This is a genomic window from Microbacterium sp., from assembly GCF_047602155.1.
Taxonomy (GTDB): Bacteria; Actinomycetota; Actinomycetes; order Actinomycetales; family Microbacteriaceae; genus Microbacterium.
Genome location: NZ_JASGHZ010000001.1, coordinates 897,235 through 909,998 on the forward strand (window position 1 = coordinate 897,235; position 12,764 = coordinate 909,998).

General features: G+C 72.3%; 14 protein-coding genes. 8 read left to right on the forward strand and 6 right to left on the reverse strand.

Going from position 1 to position 12,764, the window contains the following annotated elements:
* Nucleotides 1-100: 100 nt before the first annotated feature.
* Both QM720_RS04240 and QM720_RS04245 read right to left on the reverse strand, forming a co-directional pair.
* Complete coding sequence (locus QM720_RS04240; protein WP_415124911.1) at nt 101-1,114, reverse strand: serine hydrolase; 1,014 nt, start codon at nt 1,112-1,114, stop codon at nt 101-103.
* Nucleotides 1,111-3,162 carry a M13 family metallopeptidase gene (locus QM720_RS04245; RefSeq protein WP_415124912.1) on the reverse strand — a complete coding sequence of 684 codons (2,052 nt, stop codon included), beginning with the start codon at nt 3,160-3,162 and terminating at the stop codon, nt 1,111-1,113. The genes QM720_RS04240 and QM720_RS04245 overlap by 4 nt, the downstream gene beginning before the upstream one ends.
* 68 nt (nt 3,163-3,230) lie before the next feature.
* Here QM720_RS04245 and QM720_RS04250 point away from each other — a divergent pair, with 68 nt between their 5' ends.
* Nucleotides 3,231-4,550, forward strand: a complete 1,320-nt coding sequence (locus QM720_RS04250) for an MATE family efflux transporter (protein WP_415124913.1) — start codon at nt 3,231-3,233, stop codon at nt 4,548-4,550.
* Nucleotides 4,551-4,668: 118 nt separating this feature from the next.
* Nucleotides 4,669-4,881, forward strand: coding sequence for a hypothetical protein (locus tag QM720_RS04255; protein WP_415124914.1), 213 nt, complete (start codon nt 4,669-4,671; stop codon nt 4,879-4,881).
* Between the two features lies 1 nt (nt 4,882).
* Here the strand turns inward: QM720_RS04255 and QM720_RS04260 are convergent, their stop codons facing one another.
* Entirely contained in the window at nt 4,883-5,545 is a 663-nt protein-coding gene (locus QM720_RS04260) for a TrmH family RNA methyltransferase (protein WP_415124915.1), read from the reverse strand.
* Nucleotides 5,546-5,736: 191 nt separating this feature from the next.
* Between QM720_RS04260 and QM720_RS04265 the strand changes: the two genes are divergently transcribed.
* On the forward strand, nt 5,737-7,041 hold the full coding sequence (locus QM720_RS04265; RefSeq protein WP_415124916.1) for an Nramp family divalent metal transporter: 1,305 nt from the start codon (nt 5,737-5,739) through the stop codon (nt 7,039-7,041).
* 9 nt (nt 7,042-7,050) lie between these two features.
* Entirely contained in the window at nt 7,051-7,689 is a 639-nt protein-coding gene (locus QM720_RS04270; protein ID WP_415124917.1) for a metal-dependent transcriptional regulator, read from the forward strand.
* 338 nt (nt 7,690-8,027) lie between these two features.
* Here the strand turns inward: QM720_RS04270 and QM720_RS04275 are convergent, their stop codons facing one another.
* Nucleotides 8,028-8,747, reverse strand: coding sequence for a VIT1/CCC1 transporter family protein (locus tag QM720_RS04275; protein ID WP_415124918.1), 720 nt, complete (start codon nt 8,745-8,747; stop codon nt 8,028-8,030).
* Nucleotides 8,744-9,703 carry an SDR family NAD(P)-dependent oxidoreductase gene (locus QM720_RS04280; RefSeq protein WP_415124919.1) on the reverse strand — a complete coding sequence of 320 codons (960 nt, stop codon included), beginning with the start codon at nt 9,701-9,703 and terminating at the stop codon, nt 8,744-8,746. The genes QM720_RS04275 and QM720_RS04280 overlap by 4 nt, the downstream gene beginning before the upstream one ends.
* 41 nt (nt 9,704-9,744) lie before the next feature.
* Here QM720_RS04280 and QM720_RS04285 point away from each other — a divergent pair, with 41 nt between their 5' ends.
* Genes QM720_RS04285 through QM720_RS04295 form a run of 3 tightly spaced genes read left to right on the forward strand, consistent with a single transcriptional unit; the run spans nt 9,745 to nt 10,960 of the window.
* Nucleotides 9,745-10,554 (forward strand): HAD-IIA family hydrolase, encoded by an 810-nt coding sequence (locus tag QM720_RS04285; protein WP_415124920.1) that lies wholly within the window; start codon nt 9,745-9,747, stop codon nt 10,552-10,554.
* Nucleotides 10,551-10,781, forward strand: coding sequence for a hypothetical protein (locus tag QM720_RS04290; protein ID WP_415124921.1), 231 nt, complete (start codon nt 10,551-10,553; stop codon nt 10,779-10,781). The genes QM720_RS04285 and QM720_RS04290 overlap by 4 nt, the downstream gene beginning before the upstream one ends.
* Entirely contained in the window at nt 10,781-10,960 is a 180-nt protein-coding gene (locus tag QM720_RS04295; RefSeq protein WP_415124922.1) for a hypothetical protein, read from the forward strand. The genes QM720_RS04290 and QM720_RS04295 overlap by 1 nt, the downstream gene beginning before the upstream one ends.
* A gap of 16 nt (nt 10,961-10,976) precedes the next feature.
* Here the strand turns inward: QM720_RS04295 and pyrE are convergent, their stop codons facing one another.
* Complete coding sequence (pyrE, locus tag QM720_RS04300; RefSeq protein ID WP_415124923.1) at nt 10,977-11,552, reverse strand: orotate phosphoribosyltransferase; 576 nt, start codon at nt 11,550-11,552, stop codon at nt 10,977-10,979.
* Between pyrE and QM720_RS04305 the strand changes: the two genes are divergently transcribed.
* On the forward strand, nt 11,551-12,741 hold the full coding sequence (locus QM720_RS04305; protein ID WP_415124924.1) for a D-alanyl-D-alanine carboxypeptidase family protein: 1,191 nt from the start codon (nt 11,551-11,553) through the stop codon (nt 12,739-12,741). The genes pyrE and QM720_RS04305 overlap by 2 nt on opposite strands.
* Nucleotides 12,742-12,764 lie beyond the last annotated feature (23 nt).

Below are 12,764 nucleotides of genomic sequence, written 5' to 3' on the forward strand. Positions count from 1 at the left end.
CACTCTCCGCATCGAGACCCGCGACCGGAACGCGGGTTTCGATGCGCTGCGGCGGTCTCGGCGAAACGAGGGCGGATGCCGGCAGCGGCTGCGCCCCGACTCAGTACACGTACTCCATGAGCTCGACGCCGAGCATGCGGAACGCCTCGTGCGCGCGCAGCCGGTGCGCGATCGACAGGTCGTCGAAGCACACCGTCATCGCGTAGGCCGCGCCGGCGCGAGGGCCTGCGATGGCTCCCGCCTCGGCGCGGATGCCGTCGGCCCGCCCCGTCTTGTTGACGAACAGCAGATGGTGGCGGTCGTCCTCGTGGGCGAACGGGTCGAGCGCCGTCGCCGCCCCGGCGAGCGCGAGATCCTGGGTGAGGTTCAGCCACTCGCCGACCTGTGCGCTGACGGCCGGCGACACCACCCGGGCATCGACGATCGCCGCGAACAGCGCCGCCAGCTCGCCCGCCGAGGCGAGGGCGACCTGCGGGGCGTCATCGGGTCCGCGCACGTCGCGGAACCCGTCGAGCAGGGCCGTGTGCTCCAGGCCGATGGCCTCCACGCGCGCACGGACGGCATCCAGTCCCACGCGGGCCAGCAGCGCGTTCGCCGCCCACGCGTCGGATGCCGCGGCCGCGAGCACGGCGAGGTCGCTCACCGGCAGGGCCGGCGCCTTCAGGTGCTGCCAGAGACCGGCGACGGCCACCGGCTCGACCGAGCGGCGCTCGACGATCTCCAGCGGATTGAGCGTTCCGGCGTCGATCTGCGCGGCCACTTCGATCAGCAGCGGCACGACGCCGAGCCCGCCGACCGGCAGCGTCAGGTGGTCGTCGCCCAGCAGGATGTCCTCGCCGCTGTCGAGGTCGCAGACCCGCACCGACACCTGGGCGCCGGCCGTCGACAGCACATCGAGCGCCTTGAGCGTGCCGAGGAACGAGCGCTGACGCAGCGCCGCGCGCCCCGGCGCCGAGTGCGCGGCGGCGGCCGCAGCCCGGCGGGTCGTGCGCTCCACGGGCGCGGCGCCGCTCGTGGCCGCGAGGCGCTCCGCGGCCGCGCGATACGCCGCCCGCGAGGGAAGCTCGCGGGGTTCGTCGGCGCCGCCGCGGCGCACGCGCAGGCGCTCGCTCACCAGATCGTGACGCGGTGGTCGGCGTCGAGCCAGAGCTCGTCGCTCTCGGTGACATCGAAGGCGCGGTAGAACTCGTCGACGTTGCGGACGATCTGGTTGCAGCGGAACTCGTTCGGCGCATGCGGGTCGATCGTCAGCAGGCGGATCGTCTCGGCCTCGCGCCCCTTCTGCTGCCAGATCTGGCCCCAGCTCAGCAGCAGTCGCTGGATGCCGGTGAACCCGTCGATGACCGGCCCGTCGGGCGTTTCGTCTCGCGCCTGCGGCGCTCGCTCAACGACCGGGGTATCGCCATCGGTCGTTGAGCGAGCGAAGCGAGACGAAACGTCCTCGTTCGCGAGGTGCAGGCGGTACGCCGTGATCGCGATGCCGAGCCCGCCGAGGTCGCCGATGTTCTCGCCGATCGTGAGCGCGCCGTTGACGGTGTGCTCGGCCGCCAGCCCCCGCGGCACGAGGGCGTTGTACTGCTCGATGAGCGCTCCCGTGCGCGCCTGGAACGCCGCACGGTCGTCGTCGGTCCACCAGTCGTGGAGCGCCCCGGTGCCGTCGAAGGCGCTGCCCTGGTCGTCGAAGCCGTGGCCGATCTCGTGGCCGATCACGGCGCCGATGCCGCCGTAGTCGGCCGCGGCATCCCGGTCCAGATCGAAGAACGGCGGCCGCAGGATCGCCGCCGGGAACACGATCTCGTTCATCAGCGGGTTGTAGTACGCGTTGACGGTCTGCGGCGTCATGTACCACTCGTCACGGTCGATCGGGGCGCCGAGCTTGGCGAGCTGGCGGTCGTGCTCCCAGGCGTTCGTGCGGCGGACGTTGCCGATGAGATCCTCGGCATCCACCTCGAGCGCGGAGTAGTCCTTCCAGGTCGCGGGGTAGCCGACCTTCGGCGTGAAGGCGGCGAGCTTCTCCAGCGCACGCTCGCGGGTGGCCGGGGTCATCCACGAAAGCTCCGAGATCGACAGCCGGTACGCCTCGATGAGGTTCGCGACGAGCTCGTCCATCGCCTCCTTGGCCGCGGGAGGGAAGTGCCGCTGGACGTACACCTTGCCGACGGCCTCGCCCATCGCCGCCTCGACGAAGCTGACACCGCGCTTCCAGCGCTCGCGGTTGACCGGCACGCCGGACAGCTCGGTGCCGTAGAACGCGAAGTTCGCGGCGACGAAGGCCCGCGACAGGAACGGCGCCGACGCGCGCACGAGGTGCAGGCGCAGCCACGACTTCCAGTCCTCCAGACGGTCCTCGGTCAGCAGCGTTCCGAGGCCTTCGAGGTAGCTCGGCTCGTTGACGTTGATCTCGGCGAAACCGTCGCGGTGCTCGGGTGCCACGGCCTCCAGCCACGGCCCGAGGTCGACCCCGACGAGCTGCTGCACGGCATCCCACGACATGAGGTTGTACGTCGCGACGGGGTCGCGCCGGCGCACGTTGTCCCAGTGGTGACCGGCGAGCTCCGTCTCCAGGGTGATGGCCCGGTCGGCCTGGGTCGCGGCATCCGTCGCGCCGGCCAGTTCCAGCACCGTGCGGGCGTACTCGCGGAACGCGGTGCGGGTCTTGTCGAAGTTCTCCAGGCGGTAATAGCTCTCGTCGGGCAGCGACAGGCCCGACTGCACGAAGAACACGACGTAGCGCTGCGGGTCGCCCGGGTCGGGCTCGATGTACGCGCCGACGATGCCGCCCAGCCCCTCGCGCTCCAGCTCGCCGACCGTCCGCAGAAACCCCGCGACGTCGCCGATCGCGTCGACCCGTGCGAGCTGGCCCTGCAGCGGAGCGGCACCGAGCTGCTCGATGCGGTCTTCGTCCATGAAGCTCGTGAACAGGTCGCCGATCTTGCGCGCTTCGCTGCCCGGTTCGGCGACGACCGACTCCTCGATGATCGCGCGGACGTCCTTCTCGGCCTGCTCGGCGATGACGTGGAACGCCCCCCAGCGCGCCTTGTCCTCGGGGATCTCGGTGCGCTCGAGCCACGCGCCGTTCACGTGCCGGAAGAGGTCGTCCTGCGGGCGGATGCCGGGACTGAGCTCGTCGACGTCGATGCCGGAACGGAGGGTGTCGGTCATGCGTTCCAGGGTACCGGGGCGCACGGCCGTGCGCGCCGGCCGGACCGGGGAGTCCGTAGGCTCGAAGCGTGCCCGCCCCGACGCTCAACCGCGAGATCCTGCGGCTGGCCGTTCCGGCGCTCGGCGCGCTCGTGGCCGAGCCGCTGTTTCTCATCGTCGATGCGGCGCTCGTCGGCCACCTCGGAGTCGTGCCGTTGGCGGGGCTCGGGATCGCGTCCGCCGTGCTGCAGACGATCGTCGGGCTCATGGTGTTCCTCGCCTATTCGACGACACCCGCCGTCGCGCGGCGGTTCGGCGCGGGTGCGCATGCCGACGCCGTGCGCGCGGGCATCGACGGCCTGTGGCTCGCGCTGGGTCTCGGCACGGTGCTCGCCGTGGCCGGGTCGCTGCTGACCCCGTGGCTCGTGCGGGTGTTCGCAGCGCATGCCGCCGTCGCCGAGCAGGCCGTCGTCTACCTGCAGCTGTCGATGTGGGGGCTGCCGGCGATGCTCATCGTGTTCGCCGCGACCGGCCTTCTGCGCGGCATGCAGGACACCGTCACGCCGCTGTGGATCGCCGGCATCGGGTTCGCGCTCAACGCCCTGCTGAACCTGGTGTTCATCTACGGGTTCGGGTGGGGCATCGCCGGTTCGGCGGCCGGAACCGTCGTCGCGCAGTGGGCGATGGTCGGCGCGTACGCGTTCGTCGTGGGCACACTCGCGCGGCGGCACGCGGCATCCCTCCGCCCGCAGCGCGACGGGCTGCGCACCTCGGCCCGCGCCGGCGGATGGCTGTTCCTGCGCACCGTGTCGCTGCGCATCGCGCTGCTGGCGACGGTGTTCGTCGCGACCGGTCTCGGCACCGACGAGCTCGCCGGCTGGCAGGTCGCCTTCACGATCTTCTCCACGGCGGCGTTCGCTCTGGATGCCCTCGCGATCGCCGCACAGGCCCTCGTCGGACGCGGACTCGGCGCCGGCGACGAGCCGTTCGTGCGGCGCGTGCTCGGGCGCACCGTGGCGTGGGGCGTATGGTTCGGCGTGCTCGTCGGGGCGGTGATCGGCGGGCTGTCGGGGGTGATCGGCATCCTGTTCACCGGGTCGGCCGCGGTCGCCGCCCTCGTGCAACCGGCGCTCGTCGTGCTGGCGGTCGCGCAGCCGGTGTGCGCCATCGTGTTCGTGCTCGACGGCGTGCTGATCGGCGCCGGCGACGCCCGCTACCTCGCCATCGCCGGGTGCCTCAACCTCGTGCCGTACGTGCCCGCGCTGCTGATCGTGGCGCTGGTGCACCCGACGGATGCCGTGGGCCTGATGTGGCTCGCGGTGTGCTTCTTCGGCGTGTACATGCTGGCCCGGTTCGCGACCCTGGGCTGGCGCGTCCGCCGGCCGGAGTGGCTCACCGCCGGAGCATGACCTCCTCCCCAGCCGGCGATTTTCACGAGTTGTCCACATTTCGGTCGATCTGGCCCCCCGGCGTCGGCGGATGGTGGCATCCTGGCGGTCACGAGGCGAGAATGGAGGTGTGCGGGAGATGACCGAACCACAGGTGTGGACGCTGATCGGCGTCTTCGCGGCGGCGATGTTCGGCATGATCACGATCGTGTCGACGCTCTTCGTCGGCATCGTGCGGGCCGAGATCGGGGGCGTGCGGGCCGAGATCGGGCGGCTCGCCGACAAGGTCGACCATCTCGACGGCGACGTGCAGGCGCTCATGCGCCACACGTTCGGCATCGAGCGCGGCTGAGCTACGCCCAGCGGCGGCACCACTCGTACATCACGACCGCGGCGGCGGCGCTCGCGTTGATCGAGCGGGTCGAGCCGTACTGCGCGATCTCCACGACGCCGGCCGCGGCGGCAAGCGCCTCCGGCGACAGCCCCGGCCCTTCCTGACCGAATAGCAGCACGCATCGCTCGGGAAGGTCAGCGCGGTCGACGGGGACCGACCCGTCGACGTTGTCGACGGCGACGACCGGGATGCCGGCATCCTCCGCCCAAGCCGCGAACCCCGCGACGTCCGGGTGATGCCGCACATGCTGGTAGCGGTCGGTCACCATCGCGCCGCGGCGGTTCCAGCGGCGCCGGCCGATGATGTGCACCTCCGCGGCGCCGAAGGCGTTGGCGCTGCGCACGATCGAGCCGATGTTCAGGTCGTGCTGCCAGTTCTCGATCGCGACGTGGAAGACGTGGCGGCGCTCGTCGAGGTCGGCGACGATGGCCTCCACCGTCCAGTAGCGGTAGCGGTCGACGACGTTGCGGCGGTCGCCGTCGGCGAGCAGCTGCCGGTCGTAGCGGGGGTCATCGGGCCAGGCCGCGGGGCCGCCCGGCCACGGCCCCACCCCGACCGGCAGCTGCGGCTCGCCGGCATCCGCCTCGCCCGTCGCTTCCGCCTCGCCCGTCGCCTCCGTCACCCGCCCAGCGTACGGCCCCGTCTCCCCCGTCCCCCCACCGCACGCCCCCGTCCCCCCACCGCACAGCCGGTGAGACTGCATCCGTGCACCGAAACAGCAGGCGGCGGCTGCAGTCTCGGTGCACCGATGAAGTCTCGCGGAGCATGGGCGCTGATTTTTCGGTGCGCCGAAAAGTGCGGTAGGTTTTCGGTATGCCGAAACGGGATGCCGCACCCCGCACCGCGGATGCCGCACCCCGCGCCGCGGCACCCAACGGGCGGCCACCACGGCCGGCGCGGCGTGCCGCGTGGCTGCTGGGGCCGGCGCTGGTTGCCGGGGTCGCCTACCTCGACCCCGGCAACGTCGCGAGCAACATGACGGCGGGCGCCCGGTTCGGCTACCTGCTCGTCTGGGTCGTCGTGCTCGGCAACGCGATGGCATGGCTCATCCAGTACCTGTCGGCGAAGCTCGGCATCGTCACCGGCCGCAGCCTCGCCGAGACGCTCGGCGACCGGTTCCGCAGCCGCTGGAGCCGCCGCGCCTACTGGCTGCAGGCCGAGCTCGTCGCGATGGCCACCGACGTCGCCGAGGTGATCGGCGGCGCCGTCGCCCTGTGGCTGCTGTTCGGCGTGCCGCTGCCGATCGGCGGCCTCGTCACCGGCGCCGTCTCGACCGCGGCGCTGCTCGTCCAGCAGCGTCGCGGCGCGCGCAGCTTCGAGTTCGTTGTCATCGGGCTGCTGGCGATCATCGCGCTCGGCTTCACCTACGGTGTCTTCGTCGCCCCTCCGGATGCCGGCTCCGTCGCCGCCGGCCTGCTCCCCCGCTTCGAGGGCACCGAGTCGGTGCTGCTGGCGGCATCCATCCTCGGCGCGACGATCATGCCGCACGCCATCTACGCGCACAGCGCACTGGCCCGCGACCGGTTCACGGCCGACACCGCGCACCCCGGCGACCGCGCCATCGGCACCCGGCGGCTGCTGCGCGCGACCCGCTGGGACGTCACGATCGCCCTCGTCATCGCCGGTACCGTCAACCTGTGCATCCTGCTGCTGGCGGCCGCGCACCTCGCCGGCGTCGCCGGCACCGACAGCCTCGACGGCGCCTACGCCGCGCTGCACACCGGGCTCGGCGCCGCCGTCGCGACGCTGTTCGCCGTCGGCCTGCTCGCCAGCGGACTGGCCTCCACCGCCGTCGGCGCCTACGCCGGGGCCGAGATCATGCAGGGGATGCTGCGCGTGCGCATCCCCCTGCTGGCGCGGCGCCTCGTGACGCTGGTGCCGGCGATCGCGTTGCTGGCGGCGGGCATCGACCCGACGTGGGCGCTGATCCTCAGTCAGGTGGTGCTGAGCTTCGGCATCCCGTTCGCGCTCATTCCGCTCGTCGCCCTGACGGCGCGCGGCGACGTGCTGGGCGGCTTCCGCAACCGCTGGTGGACGACGGCGGCGGGCATCGTCGCGTCGGCGTTCCTCGTCGCGCTCAACGGCGTCCTCCTGTGGCTCGTGCTCGGCGGCGGGTAGCCTGGCGGAGTGCCGACCTCCGTCGCGATCGACGACTACCTGAAGACGATCTACCACCACACCGAGTGGCAGGACGACCCGATCACGCCGTCGCAGCTGGCCGCCGAGCTCGGCCTCGCGCCCTCCACCGTGACCGAGATGGTGCACAAGCTCGCCGCCCAGCATCTGGTGTCGCACCGGCCGTACGGCCCGGTCTCGCTGACGGCGGCCGGGCGGCTGCGGGCGGCATCCATCATCCGCCGGCACCGCCTCATCGAGACGTGGCTCGTGCGCGAGTTCGGCTACGCGTGGGACGAGGTGCACGACGAGGCCGAGGTGCTCGAGCACACGATCAGCGACCGGCTGCTGGAGGGCATCAGCGCGCGGCTGGGGCACCCCCGGTTCGACCCGCACGGCGATGCCATCCCGGATGCCGCCGGCGCCGTCGTCCGCTCGCCGTTCGTGATCCTCGCCGCGGCGCCGGTCGGCCACGTCGGACGCGTGCTGCGGGTGAGCGACCGCGACCCCGCGCTGCTGCGCGCGCTGGAGGCGGCCGGCCTCGATGTCGGGCACGCCGTCACCGTCACCGCGGGCGGGGTCTCGATCGACGGCGGCGCCGCCGTCACGCTGCCGCCAGGCGCCGCCGACGCCGTCTGGCTCAGCGCCTGAGCCCGCCGGTGCCGCCGGACTCCCCGCCGGCCGCCCCCTCACCCGTCACAAACAACGCCCAACCCCGGTTCACGCAGCGATTCGCGACGGACAAACAACGCCGGCATCACCCCATCCGTCACAAACAACGCCGAAACCCAGCGACAACCGCGATTCGCGACGGACAAAGGATGCCGGCATCCCCTCACCCGTCACAAACAACGCCCAACCCCGGTTCTCGCCGCGATTCGCGACGGACGAACAACGCCGCCGAACCCCACAACCGCCCGACCCTCCATCCGCCACAAACAACCCCGAAACCCAGCAATAACCGCGATTCGCGACGGACGGGCCCCGCGTCAGAACAGCACCAACCCCGCCAGATAGCTGATGGCCATCGTGCCGATGCCCACGGTCAGCGTCCGCGCCAGCACGCGGCGCAGCTGCAGGTGCCCGGCCCGCGCGGCGACGACCGAGGTGAGGCCCAGCGACAGCACGACGGCGACCATGATGGCCGTCGTCTCGATCGCGAGGGGCACGAACCACGTGATCAGCAGCGGTACGGCGGCACCGATCATGAACGCGATCGCCGCCGCCACCCCCGACCACACCGGCGCGGCGGCGGCCATGAGCTCGTCGATGCCGTGTTCGGCCTCCAGCTGCGCCGCCAGGGCGTCGTGCGCGGTCAGCTCCTCGGCGACCAGACGCGCCGTCGCCGGGGTCAGTCCCCTGCTCTCCCAGTGCGCCGCGAGCTCGTCGATCTCGCCGCCCAGGTCGCGCTCCAGCTCGGCCCGCTCCTGCTCGGCGATCAGCAGCTGCGCCTCGCGCTCGGCGGCCTCTTCGGCCCACTTCGCGCCGCCGATCGACAGGCTCCCGGCGATCGTCGCCGCGGATGCCGCGAGCAGCAGCAGCCGGTCGCTCGCCCCCGCGCCGCTGAACCCCTGCAGCAGACCCGCCGTCGCGATGATGCCGTCGTTCGCGTCGATCGTCCACGATCGGAACGCCGCGGCATCGCGCAGCGCCGCCCGCAGCCGCTGCCACCGCGACGCCCCGTCGGCGCCGTGTTCGTCGACGGTCACCGCCGCCACCCGCGCCGCGTCTTGGCCGCCTTCAGATACGGCCAGACGACGCCGGTGGCGCGCTCGCAGTAGTCCCACAGCTGCGCGGCGAGGTCTTCGTCGCGCACGATACGGCCGGGCCGCGCCAGGTGCGGCCGGCCGCGCAGCACGAACGACGGCCCCCACAGCTCGCCGCCCTCGACGGACGGGTCGACGAGGGCGCGCACGAGCGACCGCGCGCCGCGCTCCTTCGACTGCGCGATCGGGGTCTGCAGGTTGTCGGTGAAGCGCTTGATCTTCGACGGTTCGTTGACACCGAGGATGCCGCGGGTGCGCCCCCCGATCGCGTACCCCGGATGGGCCACCACGCTCGCGATCGGCACGTTCGCCGCGCGCAGGCGCCGATCGGCCTCGAGGCCGAGGGCGGTCGTCGCGACCTTCGACTGCGCGTAGGCACGGCGCGGCGCGTAGCCGACCTCGAGCTCGGGGTCGAGCACGTCGAACGGCGACAGCGACGTCACGAACGACCCGACCCACACCATCCGCCCGCGGCCGGCGGCCAGCGGCAGCAGCAGCTCTCCGGCGAGGGCGTAGTGGCCGAGCGCGTTGGTGGCGAAGACGAGCTCATGGCCGTCGCGCGTCTCGCGGTGCTTCGGCGGGTGCACGACGCCGGCGTTCAGCAGCAGCCCGTGCAGCCCGGAGCGTCCGCGCACCGTCGCCGCCGCCGCGCGCACCGACCCCAGGTTGCTCGTGTCGAGCAGGAGCGTCGTGACGTCGGCATCCGGAAGCTGGCGCAGCACCGCGGCGCGCGACGCGGCGAGCCGGTTCGGATTGCGCCCGGTCATGATCACGTGGGCGCCGGCGCCCGCCAGCTGCAGCGACGAGAAGTAGCCGAGCCCGGCCGTCGCACCGGTCACGAGGTAGCGCCGCCCGGCCAGGTCGGGCAGGCTCTGCGCATCCCAGTCGTCGCGTCCCACGGCTTGAGAATACGACCCCGCGGCCCAGCTAGGCTGGCCCCATGCGGACACGCGCCGATATCGAGTGCTGGCTCACCGACATGGACGGGGTGCTCGTCCATGAGAACCGGCCCATTCCGGGCGCCGCCGAGCTGCTGACGCAGTGGCGTGAGAGCGGCACGCCCTTCCTCGTGCTGACGAACAATCCGATCTTCACGCCGCGCGATCTCAGCGCGCGACTGCGCACGTCGGGGCTCGACGTGCCGGAAGACCGCATCTGGACGTCGGCGCTGGCGACGGCGGAGTTCCTGCGGTCGCAGCATCCGAGCGGCACGGCCTTCGTCATCGGCGAGGCGGGACTGACGACGGCGCTGCACGAGGCCGGGTTCATCATGACCGAGACGCAGCCCGACTACGTCGTCGTCGGCGAGACCCGGGCGTACTCGTTCGACCGGATCACGCAGGCGATCCGGTTCATAGACGCGGGCGCACGGTTCATCATCACCAACCCGGATGCCACGGGTCCCACGCCGTCGGGGGTCGTGCCCGCGACGGGGTCGTTCGCGGCGCTCATCACGCACGCGACCGGCAAGCAGCCGTACGTCGTCGGCAAGCCGAACCCGATGATGTTCCGTTCGGCGATGAACCGCATCGGGGCGCACTCCGAGAACACCGCCATGATCGGCGACCGGATGGACACGGACGTCGTGGCGGGCATCGAGGCCGGCCTGCACACGATCCTCGTGCGCACCGGGATCTCGGACGACGCCGAGATCGAGCGGTATCCGTTCCGCCCCGACGAGATCCTCGATTCGGTCGCCGACCTCATCGACCCCGACCCGGCCGAGTCCGACCTCCCGGAGCTGCTGTGAGCGCGCTCGAGCAGAACCTGCTGTTCGCCGCGACCGCGGTCGTGCTCCTCGGGACGCTGATCGTGTGGATCGTGCCGTTCTTCCGGCGGCGCCGGGGCGCCAGGCCCCGCGAGCGCGCCTGGTACGAGGGGCCGGGGGACGACGAGCCGGGCGGTGGCGATGCGGATGGCGGAGCCGGGGATCCGGACGCGGGCGACGAGCCCGGACCTGCAGGCGGCAGCCGCTGATGGCGGTGTTCCTCGCCCTGTCGGGGCTGGCCGTCCTGCTCGTGACGCTCGTGCTGTTCCTGCGCGGCCGGCGCGATGCCCCGCAGGGCACACCGCTGCCCAACGGCCGCGCCCTCGTCCTGCTGACGCTGCTCGGGTTGATGCTCGCCCTGGCGTCGCAACTGCCCGTCTTCCGCTGAGCCGGCCCGGCGTCGGCTACTGGGGTGCGAGGCCGAGATCGTCGAGGTCGATGACCGACCGCCACGTGAAACCGGCGGCCTCGACGGCGGCCTGCGCCCCGGTCTTGCGGTCGACGACGGTGACGACCGCGACGACGTCGGCGCCGGCGGCGCGGGCGACCTCGGCGGCCTTCAGCGGCGAGCCACCCGTCGTGGAGGTGTCCTCCACGATCACGACGCGGCGGCCTGAGACCTCGGCGCCCTCGATCTGGCGACCGCGGCCGTGGTCCTTCGGCTCCTTGCGCACGACGAAGGCGTCCACCGGCGTGCCCGTGCGCACCGACTCGTGCATGACGGCGTTCGCGATCGGGTCGGCACCGAGCGTGAGCCCGCCGACGGCGTCGACGTCGAGGTCGCGCACGACGTCGAGCACGAGCCGCCCGATCGCCGGCGCCGCGCGGTGGTCGAGCGTCAGCTTGCGCATGTCGACGTAGTACGTCGCCTTCTTGCCGCTGGAGAGCGTGAAGTCGCCGTGGAACACGGCCTCGTCGTTGATCAGCCCGATCAAGCGCTGGCGGTCTTCTTCGAGCTCGGGCGTGGAGGCGACGGTCATGCTCCAAAGTCTACGGATGCCGCGCCTGCGCAGCTCGCCCACGTGCCAAACGCAGGGCGAAACGGCCATTGCAACCCGGAGCGACGCCTCCGGGGCCGATCTACCCTGCGTTTGGCACGCATCCGGCGAGGGCACCCGGTCGTCGGGTGCCCTCGCCGCCGCGACGATCGGTTACGCGACCTGGGCGCTGAACGCACCGCTCGCCCTGCCCGCCGCGGTCACACGCACCCCGCTGCCGACCGCCGGACCCGCCGTGGAGCTCCCCGACCCGGCCGGTGCGGCGTCGGCCGTCACGGTCACCGGCGGCGCCGAGTTTCTGGGGGAGGCCGGGCTCACCCAGGCATCCGGCAGCACCGATCCGCTGCCGATGGCGAGCATCAGCAAGGTGATCACGGCGCTCGTGATCCTCGAGGCGCACCCGATCGGAGCGGGCGAAGTGGGGCCGACGATCACCTTCGGCACGGCCGACCACGACCTCTACAACCAGTACTACGTGCAGGGCGCGACGATCGCCGAGATGCCGACGGGCAGCAGCATGAGCCTGCACGACGCGCTCGAGCTCATGCTCGTCACCTCGGCGAGCAACTACGCGGATGCCGTGTCGACGTGGGCGTACGGCTCGCGCGCGGCGTTCCTGGGTGCGGCGCGCGACTGGCTCGACCGCAACGGCCTGACCCAGACCGTGCTCGTCGAGCCGACCGGCATCTCGCCGCGCAACGTCAGCACGGCGGGCGAGCTGATCGCCCTCGGCGACCTCGCGATGGCGAACCCCGTCGTCGCCGAGATCGTCGCGATGCCGGCGCTCTCCGTCCCCGGCTTCTCCGGCGCGAACACCAACTCGCTGTTGGGGTCGGAGGGGGTGCGCGGCATCAAGACGGGCACCCCCGAGGGCTCGAACCTGCTGTATTCATCGCTGCTGGACGTCGGCATCGGTGAGCCGCTGCACGTGACCGGGGTCGTCATCGGCGGCGCCGGCCGCGATCAGGTCAACCGCAGCGTCGAGGCTCTTCTCACGAGTCTGCGCAGCGGATTCCATCCCGTGCCGGTCGGCAGCGCGGGCGAGGAGGTCGGCACGGTCACGTCGACCGCCGGGTCGCGCACCGCGACGGCCGAGCTCGTGCTCGACGGCGACATCGCGCCGCCCGACGCGTGGTGGCGCCTCACCCACCCGTTCGAGCTCGGCGGCTGACGCAACGTCGGTGGCGGCGAATA